Raw genomic sequence first — 15186 nt, 5'->3', positions numbered from 1 at the left:
ATGGCCGCTGAAATCAGCCTGGCCCTGTCCCGGCAGTCGAGCGTGAAGACCGCCCGGGTCGGCCTCGGCGACCGTCTGTTCGTGGTCGGCGGCAAGCTGCTCTGGCTCTGTCTGCTGGGTGTGGCGGTGCTGCTGCCATTGCTGGCGATCTTCTGGCGCGGTTTCAGCAGTGAAGCCGGGCAGGGCGGTGGCTGGATCGCGGCAAAGGAACTGGTGAACAGCGACAATTTCCACTGGCTGCTGGGTAATAGCCTGAAGGTTTCCCTCAGTGTGGCGGCCATCGTCGTACCCCTGGCCTATCTGTTTGCCTACGCCCTGCAACGGACCCTGATTCCCGGCAAATCCCTGTGGCGCGCCCTGTCCCTGTTGCCGCTGATGGCCCCGTCGATGCTGCCGGGTATCGCCCTGGTCTACCTGTTCGGTAACCAGGGCCTGCTGCGTGGCCTGCTGTCGGAAAATATCTACGGTTTCTGGGGAATAGTCCTCGGCGAAGTCATCTACACCTTTCCCCATGCCCTGATGATCCTGATCTCGGCCTTGTCCCTGGCCGATGCGCGGTTGTTCGACGCCGCGTCGAGCATGGGCGCCAGTCCCTGGAAGGCGTTTCACAGCATCACCTGGCCGGCCAGCCGCCAGGCGGTATTCGCCGCCTTCTGCCTGGTATTCACCCTGACGATCACCGACTTCGGCGTGCCGGTGGTGGTGGGCGGCGACTATCAGGTGCTGGCGCTGGAGGCCTACAAGGCGGTGGTCGGCCAGCAGCAATTCGGGCGTGGCGCCTTGATCGGCATGATCCTGCTGTTGCCGGCGCTGTTCAGTTTTGCCGTTGATGCCTGGCTGCGCCGCCGTCATGGCGAGGCCATGAGCGGGCGGGCCCAGGTATTCAAACCGGCACCGTCACGCTGCCGCGACGCCTGCTACCTGGCGATCGTGCTGTTGATCTGCGCGGTCCTGCTGCTGGTATTCGGCATGGCGGTGTACTCGTCGCTGGTGAAGTTCTGGCCGTACAACCTGTCGCTGTCGTTCAGTCACTACGCCTTCAATGCGACCACCGGCAGCGGTTGGCTGGCCTACCGCAACAGCCTGACCCTGGCCCTGAGCACAGCATTGATCGGCAGCGGGCTGATTTTCACCGGGGCCTACCTGATGGAGAAAACCCGCAGCCAACGCGGCCTGAACCTGGCCTTGCGCATCCTCGGTTTCGTGCCGATGGCGGTCCCGGGTTTGGTCCTGGGCCTGGGCTACGTGTTCTTCTTCAACCTCAATGGCAACCCGCTGAATGTGTTCTACGGGACCATGACCCTGCTGGTGGTCTGCACCATCGCCCATTACCTGACCACCGCGCAGATGACCGCCACCACCGCGTTGCGCCAGCTCGACAACGAGTTCGAAGCCGCCGCGCTGTCGCTCAAGGCACCGCTCTACCGGCACTACTTGCGGGTCACGTTGCCGATCTGTCTGCCGGCGTTGCTCGACATCGTGCGTTACCTGTTCGTCTCGGCGATGACCACGGTGTCGGCGGCGATCTTTCTCTACAGCCCCGACACCATCCTCGCGGCGGTGGCGGTGCTGAATATGGACGACGCCGGCAATGTCGGCGGTGCCGCCGCCATGTCGAGCCTGATCCTGTTTACCTCGGTGGCCGTCTCGCTGCTGCTGGCCTGGGCGTCGCGCGGCGTGTTGCGCCGCTCCCAGGCCTGGCGGCAGACCGAGCCCGGGCATTGATCCCGCCACAACCCATTTGCCCAACCCCACCACACTCATCAAGGAACCGCACCATGTTCAAGCCCCTGGCTCTTGCCGCTGCTGTCCTCACTGCTTTCAGCCTGAATGCCTTTGCCGCGAAAACCGAACTGACCGTGTACACGGCCCTTGAGTCCGAGCAGTTGACCGCCTACAAGAAAGCTTTCGAAGCGGCCAACCCGGACGTGGAAATCAAGTGGGTGCGCGATTCCACCGGCATCATCACCGCCAAGCTGCTGGCCGAGAAGGCGCGGCCGCAGGCTGACGTGGTCTGGGGCCTGGCGGCTTCCAGCCTGGCGATCCTCGATCAGCAGGGCATGCTGCAAAGCTACGCACCCAAGGACCTGGGCAAGATCGGCAACCACTATCGCGACGCGGCGAACCCGCCGTCGTGGGTTGGCATGGATGTCTGGGCCGCGACCATCTGCTTCAACACCGTCGAAGCCGAGAAGCAGCATTTGACCAAGCCGGTGAGCTGGCAGGACCTGACCAAACCCGAGTACAAGGGCAAGATCGTGATGCCGAACCCGGCCTCGTCCGGCACCGGTTTCCTGGATGTCAGCGCCTGGTTGCAGACCTTCGGCCAGGAGCAGGGCTGGAAGTATATGGATGAGCTGCACCAGAACATCGGCCAGTACGTTCACTCCGGTTCCAAGCCGTGCAAGCTGGCGGCGTCGGGTGAATTCCCGATCGGTATTTCCTTCGAATACCCGGCGGTGCAGCTGAAGCGCCAGGGGGCGCCACTGGACATCATCCTGCCGAAGGAAGGCCTGGGTTGGGAGATCGAGGCGACTGCGGTGATGAAGGGCACCCCCCATGAAGAGGCGGCGAAGAAGCTGGCGGACTTCTCGGCCAGCCCTGCGGCCATGGAGCTGTACAAGGAAAACTTCGCCGTGTTGGCACAGCCGGGTATTGCCAAGCCGCAGACCGAGTTGCCGGCGGACTACGAGCAGCGCCTGATCAAGAACGACTTTGCCTGGGCGTCGAAGAACCGCGACGAAATCCTCACCGAATGGCGCAAGCGTTATGACGGCAAGTCGGAGAAGTTGCCTCAGTAACATCCTTGCTTGACTCGCGGGCCTCTTCGCGGGCAAGCCCTGCTCCTACAAGTCTGTGTCGGACACATCATGTACGTACGACGCGAACCTGTAGGAGCAGGGCTTGCCCGCGAACCGCGCAGCGGCCATTCCCCTCAGGACCCACCCCATGACAAACCACAACGACATCCTTATCGTCGGCGCTGGAATCCTCGGCCTGTCCCACGCCTACGCCGCCGCCCGACGCGGCCTCAAGGTCACGGTCTTCGAGCGCAGCGCCACGCCCCTGGGCGCTTCGGTGCGCAACTTCGGCCAGGCCCTGGTCACCGGCCAGCCGCCGGGCATCATGTCCGAGCTGTCCCGCGCCAGCCGTGAGATCTGGGCCCACTGGGCGCAGCAGGCCGGTTTCGCCCTCAAGCGCAACGGCTCGTACCTGTTCGCCCGTACCGAAGCCGAAGAACATCTGCTGGACGCCTTCTGCGCCGGTCGCGCCCGGGAACAGGGCTACCGCGTCGAACTGCTGCGCGGCGCGGCGCTGAACGATCTCTACGGCGGCCAATTCAGCCATCACCGCGCCGCGCTGCACGGTCTGGACGACCAACAGCTCTATTCCCGCGAAGCGATCCCGACGCTGATCGAGTACCTGCAACGGGACCTGGGCGTGACCTTCCACTTCTCGACCCTGGTCCGCGAAGTCGAGTCCGGCCAGTTGCACAGCACCGCCGGCACCTTCCGTGGGGAACAGATCATCGTCTGTTCCGGCCACGATTATCAGACCCTGCTGGCCGAGCCCATCAGCCAGTTGCAACCGGGCATCTGCCGCCTGCAAATGCTCCGCGCCCGACCCCAGGTCGAGCTGAACCTGCAACACGCGTTGCTCACGGGCCTCAGTTGCGTGCACTACGGCGCCTTTGCCGATCTGCCGGAAGCGGCGGCGGTCCAGGCCGAGATCCTGCGCGACAGCCCGCACCTGCATGAACACGGCATTCACCTGCTGATCAGCCCGACGCCTTATGGCGACCTGATCATCGGCGACTCCCACCACTACGGCAGCGATGCCTCGCCGTTCAATGCCGAACAGGTCGATACCTGGCTGCTGGAACTGGCCGAGCAGACCCTGGGCTGCAAGGTGCAGGTGCTGGAGCGTTGGCAGGGGGTCTACGGCTCCAGGGGGCCGGGTCCCTTTTCGTTCCTCCGGGCCGTGCCGGGCGTGAGTGCCGCGCTGATGCACACCGGGGTTGGCATGAGCGTCGGTCCGGCCCTGGCCGAAGGCAATATCGCCCATTTGCTGGGGGAGTCGGCATGAAGTCCGTCGAGCAGGTGCTGGATGAGGTCTTCGGCCTGTACCAGCAGTTCGGCAGCGCCGACTATATCGGTGAGCCGGTGTCCCAACTGGAGCATATGTCCCAGGCCGCGCAGCTGGCGCTGGACGAGGGCTTCGACGATGAAGTGGTGCTGGCCGCGTTCTTCCACGATATCGGGCATATCTGCCCGACCGGCGAGCGGCCGACGGGGGATATGGGCGGCTATGGCGTGGTCAGTCACGAGCGTCTTGGCGCGGACTATCTGCGTCGGGCGGGCTTCAGCGAGCGGCTGGCGCGACTGGTGGAATATCACGTCCAGGCCAAGCGTTTTCTGACATTGCGTGAGCCCGGATACTACGACTGCTTGAGCGAAGCGAGCCGGCGTACCCTGGAGTACCAGGGCGGTGTCATGACGGAAGAAGAGGCTCGGCAGTTCGAGCAGGATCCGCTGTGTGCCGTGAGCCTGCGGATGCGCCATTGGGACGAGCAGGCCAAGCTCAAGGCCGTGCCGGTGATTGATCTGCGGCTGTTGCGCGACAAGGCGGAGAAGTTCCTACGTTGATTCTGGAAAAGTGACCACAGGTCCATGCGGATTTGACGTGGGATGCCAGAGACTATTCGGATATAAATAAATACGACCTTGGCTGAAGATGACTCTCGCAGTTCAAGCACGGCGCGCCGTTGCGGAGCTGCCTGAAAGTTCGATTCGACGGTGCTCTCGCCGCACGACTCGATGTTGTCTTCATCCAATAATAATGCCGAGGTCTACATCTATGCTGGAAGCAACCCAACAAGAAAACACCCTTCAGGAAATGACCCTCGAAGAGACCCAGGACGTTCGTGGTTCCGGGTTCTTCACCGATTTCGGTCCGCTCCTCGACCAAGCGGTCGACTGGATCTCCGAAGGCCTGAAGAAAGCCAGCTGATCCCGCTGCCAGGGCGATAGCTATCGCCCATTGTAGGAGCCGGCTTGCCGGCGATGGCGTCCGGATGGGCAACGCGAGACCTTATGGCCGCGTCACCAGCCAGCCGGCTCCTGCAGGGTGCCCTGTGTCCTCAAGGCTGTATTCCCTCATCGATCGTCATCGGCGCAAGCCCTGGCGTTTCGGTTGTCATGCACGAGTCCCCCTATGCTTGAGTTGGGCAAGGTCGCGCCGCGAACGGCGCTGGCACCCGTGGTCTTCGCCTGGTTCGTCTGCCTGTTTTTCGCCGGTGGCCTGGTCCTGCTGTTTATCGGCAACTACGCGAAGAAAGAAGATGTCCCGGGCCGGATCCTGACCCGCGATGTGGTGCGCATCACCAGTGAACGCCCCGCCCATATCCGCGAAGTGCTGGTGGAGGCCGGCGACTCGGTGAGCAAGGACCAGCCCCTGGTGCGTATCCGCACCCTGGAGCCGGAAAGCTTCAACGAAGGCAGCGACAAACCCCTTTCCGCCCAAAGCGCCGAGCGTCTGGGCAGCTTGCTGGACGATGCCACGGGCGATGAACGCCAGGCCCGTTCGGCCCATGAAACCCAGAAAAAACTCCTGCAATTGCAGATCGAACAACTGCACAAGGATCTGCAACTCACCGCCACCATCAAGCGCTCGATCCAGCGTCGGGCCGCGATTGCCCAGGAAAATCGCCAGCGTCATGAACGCCTGGCCGCCGAAGGCGCGGTGTCCGTGGCGGCGCTGAACGAGGCGATCGTCAAGCACGAGGCTGTGCTCCAGGACCTGGCCAATAACGACCTGGCCCAGGCCAGCGCGCAGCAACGGATCCTCGAACTGGAGCAGCGCGGCAGCGAAGCCGATCACACTCTCAGCAGCCGCCTCAGCGATCTCGCCCGGCAACGCCATGACTTGCGCGAGCGTTTGGAGAACCTCAACAAGAGCCAGGAATATGTCCTGTTGTCCCCCGTCGAGGGCGTGGTCGATGCCGTCTCGGTGTTCCCCGGGGCCCGGGCCCAGGGCGGCCAGCCGATGATGTTGCTGCGCATCAGCCGGGCGCTGCACGAGGCGCCGGTGGTGGTCCTCGATGTCAGCCCGGCGGCCATCGGTTTTGCCGGCGCTGGCACCGAAGTCATCGTGCGGGTCGATGCGTTTCCCTATGAGCGTTATGGCGTGATCAGGGGGCAGATTGTCCGTAGCACCGCCAGTACCTACCTGGAAGCCGCGCCCGGTGCCAGGACCGATGGCGAGGAACCGGGGCCGACTTATCGCGCCGAGGTGAAGCTCGACTTTTCCGACCCACGGACCAAGATCCGCCAGGACTGGCTCAAGGACGGCATGACCCTCAGCGGTTCATTGCGTCTGGAACGCCTGAACCTGATGGAGTGGTTGTTCCTGCCGGTGCTCCGTGGGCTGGCGGGCAATCCTGACTACCTGCCGACGCTGGGCTCCCCGGCGCGGCCTGTGGATAAATCCGCATGAGCCGCCTCAAGCGATCCCTGCGCGAGGCCCTGGCCCGCTCGCGGCAGTTGTTCCAGCGCACGGTCCCGGTGATTCTCCAGGACGAAATGTCCGAATGCGGCATGGCCTCGATTGCCATGGTCGCCGGTTATCACGGCAAGGCCCTGAGCTTGCGCGAGATGCGCCAGCGCTACCGGGTGGCGCGGGACGGCATGTCGCTGTTCCAGGTGATCAAGGTCAGCGAAGAGCTGGGTTTCAGCTGCCGCCCGCTGCGCTTGCAACTGCACGATGTGCGGCAACTGCGCACGCCGTCGATCCTGTTCTGGAACAATATGCACTTCGTCGTGCTGCAATCCACCAATCGCCAAGGACTGCATATCGTCGATCCGGCGGTGGGGCGGCGTTTCTATACCTGGGAAGAAGCGCTGTCGATGTTCAGCGGCGCGGCGTTGGAAATGCTGCCGGGGCTGGGCTTCACCACCCAGGTCCATCGGCGTGTTCCCGGTACCTTCGGCCCGCTCGGCGTGCTGCGCAAGAACACCTGGCTGTTGCGTTACCTGGTGCCCATGGGCCTGCTGTCTGTGGTCGGCTACTTCGGCGCCATCGCCGCGCCCAAGCTGTTTTCCCTGACCATCGATGAAGTGGTGGCGAAGAACGACGAGGATTTCCTGTTTCTGATCCTCTATGTCTTTGGCGGGATCTTTCTGTTCAAGAGCCTCGCCGCCTGGCTGCGGGCGGTCCTCGATATGCGCCTGCGCGTTGCCCTGAGCCAGGACCTGTCCACCGGGGTGATCGCCTGGCTGCTGCGCTTGCCGGTGAGTTATTTCGAGCGCCGCGCCCCCGGCGATATCCTGCGGCGGACCCAGGCCACCGACAAAGCCTTCGTGCAGTTCACCGCCGGTTGGATGGACATATCCATCGACCTGGCCTTTGGCGTGGCGTTCCTGGCGTTGATGGCCTTGATCAATGCCAAGCTGGCGGCGCTGTCGTTGCTGTTGTGCCTGCTGTTCTTTCTGTTTCGCGGCGTGACCCTGCCGGTCATGGAGAAACACCACAAGACCTCGATCGAAGCCGAGACGGCGCGCAACGTGACCTTGCTCGGCACCCTGGGCAATGTCGAGTCGATGAAGCTCTACAACTACGAAGCGGCCAAGCTGGCGAACTGGAGCAACCAGCACACCGACACCGAAATGGCCCGCGCCGGCGTCCAGCGTTTGCAGGCGATGAACCAGGTGGTGCACGAAGGGTTGTCCCATGGCCATTCGCTGCTGGTCAGCGCCCTCGGTGCGCTGGCCGTGCTCCACGGCGAGAACAGCGTCGGCGACCTGTTCGCCTTTGTCCTCTACAAGGACATGTTCATGGGCTGCGCGCTGAAGGTGGTCGACAGCTATATGAACCTGCGGCTGGTGAAGGTCGAGCTCAAGCGGGTCGAGGAAATCGTCGATGAGCCGGTCGAGCAGGTGGAGTCGAGTGTGTACAGCGCCGATCCCCTTGGCCAGCAGCAACCCTTGCGCTCGATCCAGATCGAAGGCGCGCGCTTTCGCTACAGCTCGTTCGACCGGCCGACCTTCGAGGAGCTGAGTTTCAGCCTGGAAAGCCCGAACCGACGCATCGCGATATTCGGCCCTTCGGGCTGCGGCAAGAGCACCTTCCTGAAAGTGCTCGCCGGGTTCTATGCCCTGGACACCGGGCGCTTCAGGATCAACGGCCAGGCGATGCGGCATTTCGGTTTGCGCCGCTACCGCCAGAGCGTGGCCTATGTCACGGCCCACGACGAAATCATCGCCGGTACGGTGATCGAGAACATCCTGATGGACAGCGACCCGCTGGACGGTACGCGTTTGCAGAGCTGTGTCGAGCAGGCCGGGTTGCTGGAAAGCATCCTGAAACTGAGCAATGGCTTCAATACCTTGCTCGGACCCATGGGCGTGCAATTGTCCTCGGGCCAGAAGCAACGCCTGTTGATCGCCCGGGCACTGTATCGGCGCCCGGAACTGTTGTTGCTCGATGAGCCGACTTCCCATCTGGACCCCAGTGCCCGCGATGTGATTATCGAGACCGTGCGCCGCTTGCCCATGCTGTGTGTGATCGTGACCCACGACAAGGCGGTGGCCCTGGCCTGCGACAGGGTACTGCTGATGCATCAGGGGCGTTTGCGGCCGTTGAGCGGCGCGGCGCGATGACTCCGTTTCGTCCGGGCTGGCCGATCCGCCGCTGGCTGTGGTGGATGCGCTGCAAGGCCGGGTTGCGGGCGCGCCTGGTGAAAGGACTGGCGCTGATCTTTCGGCTGAAGGTTGCGCACCGTTGCTTGCCGCTGTTGCCGGTCGTGCTGCTGCGGCTGCCCTCCGCGTGGCGCGGCCCGGACTACAACACCTGTCGGCAGAACCTCGAATTGTTCGGACTGGAGCCCCGCGCCTGTCGGCTAGTGGCTTGTCGCTACAGCGCCATCCAGTTGCAGTGCGCGATCTACCAGGTGCTTTACCCTCGCGATTATCCCGAGCGGCTGCGGGCCTGGATTCGCGCGATTACCTGGCACGACCCGGAGCAACACTGGCCGCGTACGCGGGTGCGTTCGACGATTATCGTGCTGGCCCACACGGGCGAATACTGGATGGCGGTGGCCTGCATGATCGAGCGTTGCCCGGCGCCGAAGCGTTTCATCATTCCGATCTGGAACTTCAACGATCCCCTGACCCGGCGCTCCCTCAAGAGCCTGGAAGCCTTCGGGCATCGCGTGGATATTCTCGACAGCAACGATCCGAAAACCGCGTTGGCGATTGCCCGGGCGCTGAAGCGCGGCGACCAGGTGATCATCTTTGCCGACCTGCCGGTGAGTTTCGGTGGAGTACGTTCCGGCGAGCCGGTGGACGGCCACCTGTTCGGCCGCGCCGCGCAATTCGTCAAGGGGCCGATGTTCCTGGCGGCGAAAATGAAATGCGACGTGCTGCTGGCAGGGCATCGTGCCGAGCTTGGCGGCTGCGGTGAGCTGCATGTGATTCGGTGGATCACCCGGGCCGCCGCACCGGATATGCAGGCGCAATGGGCGCGGGCGATGGAGTCGTTTATTGCCGAGGCTCCCGAGCACTGGTTCTACTTGTCGCGGTTGGAGGCTTTCTATCAGCGGCAAAAGACTTCGGAGGAGAAGTCCTCGGGACTGCCGGGTCTGCTGCAACGGCGGGGGCTCAGATGATGAGGCGCAGCCCGGGGCTGACGCTGGTTGTCCTGCTATTGGCCGGGTGTTCGTTTATTCCCGATTACCAGCAGCCGTCGCCAACCGTGGCCGAGCACTGGCGAGACGCGAGTCCCCAGGGCGATGCCGTGCCGTTACCGGACTGGCACAAGGTTTTTCCCGACCCCGAGCTGCAAAGGCTGATCGAGCTGGCGCGGGTCCATAACCATGATCTGCAGGTGGCCGTCCTGCGCATCGACGAGGCCCGGGTGCTGTATGGGATTTCCACCGCCGATCAATGGCCCAGTGGCGGGATCGACGGTTCGGTGCAACGGCAGAAGATTTCCGCCGCGGACTCGCCCACTGGCAAGGCGGTGATCCGCGAGCAAGGGCAGTTCAGGCTGGGGATCACCGCCTTTGAACTGGATCTCTGGGGCCGCGTCCGGGCGTTGAAAACCGAAGTCGGGCAACGCTTGGTGGCCCGTGAAGAAGATGCCCTGAGTGTGGGGATCAGTCTGGTCGGCGAGGTCGCGACGGCTTACTACGAACACCGTGCCCATCTTGAATTGCACCGGCAGAACCGACAGTTGCTGGAGCGGGCGGGCCAGTCGAAACGGCTGATCGGCCGCCGCCAGGAATTGGGACTGGCGAGCGAACTGGAGTTGCGTCAGGCCGATACGCTGGCGTTGACCCTGGAGGCCGAGATGGCCGACGCGGCGCGTCAACAGGGGCTGGCGCTGAACCGCCTGGAGTTGCTGGTGGGCACGACGCTTGATCCCGCGCGTCTGTCCTCCGGGGAGTGGAGCGAAGGGCCACCGTTGCCGGAGATTGCCCCGGGCCTGCCTTCCGAATTGTTGGTGCGCCGCCCGGATATTCGCGCCGCCGAGGCCCGGCTCAAGGCCTTCAACGCCAATATCGGTGCCGCCCGGGCGGCCTTTCTGCCGAGCATTTCCCTGACCGGCTTCTTCGGTGTCAGCAGCCCGCAGTTGAGCGAGCTGTTTTCCGGCGAGGCCAAGGGCTGGTCCTTCACCCCCGCCGTGACCTTGCCGCTGTTCGATATTGGTCGGCGCTTCACGCAGCTCGAGCTGTCGAAGGTGCAGCGTGATATCGCCGTGGTCGAGTATCAGCGTTCGATCCAGCAGGCCTTTCGTGAAGTGGCCGATGCGCTGGCTTCGAACGAGCCGCTCAATCGGCAGCTCAATGCACAGCAACGGCTGGTGCTGAACGAGTCGCGCCGCGTCGAGTTGGCGCAACTGCTCCATCAGGATGGCTTGAACAGCTACCTTGAGGTGCTCGACGCCCAGCGCGGCCTGAGCACGGCGCAACAAGCCCTGATCAGGACCCGTTTGTTGCAGGTGAGCAACCGTATCGCCCTGTACAAGAGCCTGGGCGGTGGGTGGTCCTGAGCGTTGCCGTGCCTCTCAGCACAGGGCGCGGTTTCGTACACAGGCTCAGGAATCCTGGTCTGGTGGCTGAAAGATGCGCTGCACTAGGGTAGTGGCTCACATGGAAAGGAGTTGTTTATGCGTTATTTGAGAATGACCGCCCAGGATCGCAGCGGCAATGGTCGGGCCGATACGGTGTTGCTGCGCTTTTATGAGGAAGTGCCCGGCAAGCCTGACAAGCTGGTGCTCAAGGCGGCGTCGGTCGATATGACCGCCGATGGGGTGACGGACTTGCAGTTCGGTGGTGACGTCAATGGTGATGGCAGGGACAACGCCAAGGACGAAAAGCTGCTCAGGGCCTTTGCCAACCAGTTCCTGAAGCTTGGCTGGTTCAATCGAGGGAAAAGCTGGCAGCGCTATATCAAGGTGTTTGCCGAGAACTACCACAACGACAAGTCACCGAATGTGGTGAGGTTGCATCTTCATGAAGGGACGGGGACGCCGAGAAACCAGACCCTGGTCTTCAAGGCCTCGGCCCATGACACCGACAATAATGGGACGCTGGATTCGGTGGTTTATTTCGATGTCGACGGTGACGGTATTGTCAGCCGGGCCGAAGAGGAATGGATCAAGTCCATGGGCCGGACCTTTCTGAAGTTCAAGTGGTATAGCTGAACGTCCTGTTTCAGGTCTCAGCCAGACGCTGTAACAGCAGATCGATTTGCTCCTGGCGTTCTGGCTGGTTCAACCGGGCCTGGGGGTTGAGCGACGACCACTGCGGATGTGCCCGGGCCTTGTGCAAGGCCTCGGGCAACTTGCCCTCACGCCAACGGGTATCCACCGGCAGGCTCATCTTGATGCTCTCCATCGCCGCATGCCCACGTGCCTCCAGGGCTTGCAGCAGTTGCCGTTGGCGCAGGGCCAGCAGGCGCAGCACGTTGTCGTCGACGGTCAGTTCCCGTTGGCCCTTGAGTTTGCCCAGCAGGCGGCTGCCATAGCCGCGGACGGTTTGCAGGGCGCCACCGGCGAGGGCTCCGGCCAGGGCGGCCGCGCCTAGGGTCAGACCTCCCACCAGCAGGTCGATACCAGCACCCGCCGCCGCGCCTGCGGCAATCCCACCACCGACCTTTACACCGAGTTGCTTGAGGGTTTCAGGGTTGAACAGATCGTCACCCCAGCGCCCGTCCAGTAACGGCAGGTCGCCGGCCGCCGCGTCGCCACGGCGGAATCCGTAGAGCTTGAGCAAAGCCTCGACACAACGTTGCTCCCGTTGGCGCACGGCCTGGCGCAGTTCGCCGATGGCTTGGGTTTGCGCGTCGGCGGCGCTGACCACACTGCGCCGACAGGCCGCACAGTCGATCAGCAGTTCGGCGATCAGGCGGTTGGCGCTCTGCCGCCGCGCCCGCCGCTGGGCCTCCAGGTCGAGGACCAGCCGTTCCAGCTGCGGTCGGGCGCCTTCGAGCAACAGCGCCAGGCTTTCATACAGCCGCCGCTCACCGTCTTCCGGCGGGGCCACGCTGTCGAAGCGCACCAAGGCGTGCAGGCCCAGGCGGGCCAGGGCTTCACGCCACTCCGGCTCGCGCTGTTCGGCGCTGCTGACAAAGTTGAGCACCGGCAACAGCGGCTTGCCACAGCTGGCGAGGACGCTAAGTTCGTCGCGGTATTTGGCCAGCACCGGCTCGCGGGCGTCGATCACATAAAGCCCGGCATCCGAAGCCAGCAACTGGCGCAGCACCTTGGCTTCCTGTTCGAAGCGCTGGCGGGCTTCGCTGCCATCGAGAAAACGGGCGACGCGGGCCGGGCCGTCTAGGCGCTCGCCGGGGCGATCAAGGCGTTCGAGATAGTCGAGCAGGGCGATAGCATCTTCCAGTCCCGGGGTGTCGTAGAGTTCGAGCAGGGCTTCGCCGTCCACTGACAGCCGCGCGCCTTCCACATGCCGGGTGGTGCTGGGGCGGTGGGAGACTTCGCCGAAGCCGACGTCGCGGGTCAGGGTGCGCAACAGTGAGGTCTTGCCGACATTGGTGTGACCGACCACGGCCAGTTTCAGGGCTTTAGTCATGACCGGTCTCCAGCCAGTTCAGCGGAGCACTGTCGGCGAAAGGCAGTTCCAGTTGTTGCAGGGCACTGTGCCAGTCGCCGAGGCGATCGGCATCCAGGGCCTGGCCGGGCGGCGCCTGCAGCAGCCAGACCCGGGTCGCGCCGGCGCTGCGGGCCAGTTCGGCGATCAGCCCGAGGCTGCCACGGTCCGGCGAGCGCCGTGGGTCACAGGCGATTGCCAGGCGTGCGGGCGGGAAGCGGGTCAATTGTTCGAGGAGCTTGTTCCGCGATTCGCGGCTGTCGAGGATACCGGCGTCCTTGATGGTTTTCGGCAAGGTCGGCGGCCAGGGGCGCTGGTTGTCCAGCTCGATGGCCACCAGCAAGGCGCCTTCGCTCTCCAGGGCGGTGGTGCCTGTCTCGGCGTTGTGCAGCGCGTCGGGTGCCGTATCGCTGACCCCCAGGCGTTCACTGCTGGGCATCAGCCGTTCACGCAGTTGCGCGTAGCCGGGCAGGTTGAGGTCCAGGCTCAGGGCGCGGCTGCCACGGCGCCAGCGCCACAGGCAAAACCCGCCCAGCAGCAGGCGCGGTAACACGCCATAGACCACCAGCACTCCCACCAGCCAAGTGGCCCAGGCGTGCCGGGCGTTCTCCAGGTTCAGCGCGGTATTGCCGCTGGCACGGATCATCTCCGGGTCGGGCAGGTTGAAGCCGAGCAAGGCGGGCAGGGCGCCGAGGGCCTGGGTCACCGCGACAAAGGTGTCGCCGCGCAGCAGGGTGGTTTCCCAGACAAAACCGTAGCGCCGGGTCGACATCAACATCAGCAGCAGGACCAGGGCGCTGAGCATGGCCAGCAACCACAGGCCGTGGACCACGCAGCCGATGGCCCAGCGATTGAGGCGTCGGCGCTGGAGCATCAACAACAGGGCTGGCGCCAATTGCGCGGCCTGGGCATCGCGGGCGAGTTTTTCACTGAGCCACAGCCAGAGGCGGCCGAAGCTGGCCGCGTGTTCACCGGCGAAGACCAGGCCCAGGGCCCAGCTCAGCAGCAATAGCAGGTTCAGGCCGAGCAGGCTGCCGAGGGCCCAGAACACATTGACCGGCGTCTGGCCGTTGCCCAGGGCGGCGAAAGCCATGCCGGCGCCACTGACCATCACCAGCACCGCGAGGACCAGCAGCGCCAGTCGCGCGCCCTGCAACCAATGGTGTAACGCGTTGAGCAGGCCATCGCGCTCTGCCAGCCAGAGGGCGCGGTTCTGGATGCGGGTCGGCAGGTCGCCCCCCGCGGCGCGGGCGCGGCGATTGGCTTCGAGGTCTTCCAGCGGGCCTGCCTGTTCTTCGCGCAGGCGCACCGTCTCGGTCAGCCAGAGGCGGTGCAGGGGAGTCGGTTCAGTCACGCGGCGTCCTGGGCTCAAGTGAGCTGGAAGCATAACCGCTGCGGCGGGTAGCTGCATCCCGCTGTCCCTTGTGGAAAGGGCGAGTTAATTTTGTCGGCGTATGTCCGAGTCGGCCCATGGGCTCTGGTATCCTCGGTGGCATGAACAGAACTCTCCCTTTAAGCCTGATCGCGGCCCTCGGTGAAAACCGCGTGATCGGCGTCGACAACAGCATGCCCTGGCATTTGCCGGCGGATTTCAAGTACTTCAAGGCCACGACCCTCGGCAAGCCGATCATCATGGGGCGCAAGACCTGGGATTCGCTGGGCCGGCCATTGCCGGGCCGGTTGAACCTGGTGGTCAGTCGCCAGGCCGGTTTGCAGCTGGAAGGCGCGGAGGTTTTTCCGTCCCTTGCGGCGGCGCTGGTGCGCGCTGAACAGTGGGCGTTGGAGCAGGGCGCGAGCGAGCTGATGCTGATCGGCGGGGCGCAGTTGTATACCCAGGGGCTGGAACAAGCGGATCGGCTGTACCTGACCCGTGTGGCGCTGAGCCCGGAGGGGGATGCCTGGTTTCCGCAGATCGATGAAAGCCTGTGGAGGTTGGTGTCGGATGAACCGCACCCGGCGGCTGAGGGTAAGCCGGCGTTCAGTTTCGAGGTGTGGGAAAAGCGTTAAACGCTGTTCCTAAGAGGTGCCGAGGCTGAGCATGGTCTTGAGGGCCTCTTCGCGGGCAAGCTCCGCTCCCACAT

At 64.0% G+C, this 15186-nt stretch carries 13 protein-coding genes; 11 read left to right on the top strand and 2 right to left on the bottom strand.

Features of this window, described 5'->3' with window-relative positions:
- The 10 genes from M5C01_RS08115 to M5C01_RS08070 all read left to right on the top strand — a co-directional run bounded on the left by M5C01_RS08115 (position 1) and on the right by M5C01_RS08070 (position 11703).
- A complete protein-coding gene (locus M5C01_RS08115) occupies positions 1 to 1725 on the top strand; it encodes a putative 2-aminoethylphosphonate ABC transporter permease subunit (protein WP_152736782.1) in 1725 nt (574 codons plus the stop codon).
- Positions 1726 to 1778: 53 nt separating this feature from the next.
- Positions 1779 to 2801, top strand: coding sequence for a putative 2-aminoethylphosphonate ABC transporter substrate-binding protein (locus M5C01_RS08110; protein WP_152736783.1), 1023 nt, complete (start codon positions 1779 to 1781; stop codon positions 2799 to 2801).
- Positions 2802 to 2949: 148 nt separating this feature from the next.
- A complete protein-coding gene (locus M5C01_RS08105; RefSeq protein WP_152736784.1) occupies positions 2950 to 4086 on the top strand; it encodes a TIGR03364 family FAD-dependent oxidoreductase in 1137 nt (378 codons plus the stop codon).
- Positions 4083 to 4646, top strand: a complete 564-nt coding sequence (locus M5C01_RS08100; protein WP_152736785.1) for a phosphonate degradation HD-domain oxygenase — start codon at positions 4083 to 4085, stop codon at positions 4644 to 4646. The genes M5C01_RS08105 and M5C01_RS08100 overlap by 4 nt, the downstream gene beginning before the upstream one ends.
- A gap of 211 nt (positions 4647 to 4857) precedes the next feature.
- Positions 4858 to 5010: a hypothetical protein gene (locus M5C01_RS08095; protein WP_177100966.1), complete on the top strand. Its 153-nt coding sequence runs from the start codon at positions 4858 to 4860 to the stop codon at positions 5008 to 5010.
- A gap of 204 nt (positions 5011 to 5214) precedes the next feature.
- Complete coding sequence (locus M5C01_RS08090; RefSeq protein WP_248764294.1) at positions 5215 to 6495, top strand: HlyD family efflux transporter periplasmic adaptor subunit; 1281 nt, start codon at positions 5215 to 5217, stop codon at positions 6493 to 6495.
- Positions 6492 to 8657, top strand: a complete 2166-nt coding sequence (locus tag M5C01_RS08085; protein ID WP_152736786.1) for a peptidase domain-containing ABC transporter — start codon at positions 6492 to 6494, stop codon at positions 8655 to 8657. The genes M5C01_RS08090 and M5C01_RS08085 overlap by 4 nt, the downstream gene beginning before the upstream one ends.
- On the top strand, positions 8654 to 9664 hold the full coding sequence (locus M5C01_RS08080; RefSeq protein ID WP_152736787.1) for a hypothetical protein: 1011 nt from the start codon (positions 8654 to 8656) through the stop codon (positions 9662 to 9664). Before M5C01_RS08085 ends, M5C01_RS08080 begins: the two co-directional genes overlap by 4 nt.
- Positions 9661 to 11049 (top strand): efflux transporter outer membrane subunit, encoded by a 1389-nt coding sequence (locus tag M5C01_RS08075; protein WP_152736788.1) that lies wholly within the window; start codon positions 9661 to 9663, stop codon positions 11047 to 11049. The genes M5C01_RS08080 and M5C01_RS08075 overlap by 4 nt, the downstream gene beginning before the upstream one ends.
- 117 nt (positions 11050 to 11166) lie before the next feature.
- Positions 11167 to 11703, top strand: coding sequence for a hypothetical protein (locus M5C01_RS08070; protein WP_152736789.1), 537 nt, complete (start codon positions 11167 to 11169; stop codon positions 11701 to 11703).
- 10 nt (positions 11704 to 11713) lie between these two features.
- Here M5C01_RS08070 and M5C01_RS08065 read toward each other — a convergent pair whose 3' ends face one another.
- Positions 11714 to 13087, bottom strand: coding sequence for a DUF3482 domain-containing protein (locus M5C01_RS08065; RefSeq protein ID WP_152736790.1), 1374 nt, complete (start codon positions 13085 to 13087; stop codon positions 11714 to 11716).
- Entirely contained in the window at positions 13080 to 14459 is a 1380-nt protein-coding gene (locus M5C01_RS08060; protein ID WP_178129705.1) for a DUF2868 domain-containing protein, read from the bottom strand. The genes M5C01_RS08065 and M5C01_RS08060 overlap by 8 nt, the downstream gene beginning before the upstream one ends.
- A 140-nt stretch (positions 14460 to 14599) precedes the next feature.
- Between M5C01_RS08060 and M5C01_RS08055 the strand changes: the two genes are divergently transcribed.
- Positions 14600 to 15112, top strand: coding sequence for a dihydrofolate reductase (locus M5C01_RS08055; RefSeq protein ID WP_103494485.1), 513 nt, complete (start codon positions 14600 to 14602; stop codon positions 15110 to 15112).
- Positions 15113 to 15186: the final 74 nt, after the last annotated feature.

Source organism: Pseudomonas sp. MWU12-2319 (assembly GCF_023242525.1).
In the GTDB taxonomy this organism is placed as follows: Bacteria; Pseudomonadota; Gammaproteobacteria; order Pseudomonadales; family Pseudomonadaceae; genus Aquipseudomonas; species Aquipseudomonas gingeri_D.
The sequence above is the reverse complement of the archived record's forward strand: the minus strand, read 5'-3'. Positions and strand labels throughout refer to the sequence as shown.

Coding starts and splice junctions, on each gene's coding strand:
- M5C01_RS08095 (WP_177100966.1), top strand. CDS start 4,858: ATGCTGGAAGCAACCCAACAAGAAAACACCCTTCAGGAAATGACCCTC.
- M5C01_RS08055 (WP_103494485.1), top strand. CDS start 14,600: ATGAACAGAACTCTCCCTTTAAGCCTGATCGCGGCCCTCGGTGAAAAC.
- M5C01_RS08090 (WP_248764294.1), top strand. CDS start 5,215: ATGCTTGAGTTGGGCAAGGTCGCGCCGCGAACGGCGCTGGCACCCGTG.
- M5C01_RS08110 (WP_152736783.1), top strand. CDS start 1,779: ATGTTCAAGCCCCTGGCTCTTGCCGCTGCTGTCCTCACTGCTTTCAGC.
- M5C01_RS08075 (WP_152736788.1), top strand. CDS start 9,661: ATGATGAGGCGCAGCCCGGGGCTGACGCTGGTTGTCCTGCTATTGGCC.
- M5C01_RS08105 (WP_152736784.1), top strand. CDS start 2,950: ATGACAAACCACAACGACATCCTTATCGTCGGCGCTGGAATCCTCGGC.
- M5C01_RS08070 (WP_152736789.1), top strand. CDS start 11,167: ATGCGTTATTTGAGAATGACCGCCCAGGATCGCAGCGGCAATGGTCGG.
- M5C01_RS08065 (WP_152736790.1), bottom strand. CDS start 13,087: ATGACTAAAGCCCTGAAACTGGCCGTGGTCGGTCACACCAATGTCGGC.
- M5C01_RS08085 (WP_152736786.1), top strand. CDS start 6,492: ATGAGCCGCCTCAAGCGATCCCTGCGCGAGGCCCTGGCCCGCTCGCGG.
- M5C01_RS08115 (WP_152736782.1), top strand. CDS start 1: ATGGCCGCTGAAATCAGCCTGGCCCTGTCCCGGCAGTCGAGCGTGAAG.
- M5C01_RS08100 (WP_152736785.1), top strand. CDS start 4,083: ATGAAGTCCGTCGAGCAGGTGCTGGATGAGGTCTTCGGCCTGTACCAG.
- M5C01_RS08080 (WP_152736787.1), top strand. CDS start 8,654: ATGACTCCGTTTCGTCCGGGCTGGCCGATCCGCCGCTGGCTGTGGTGG.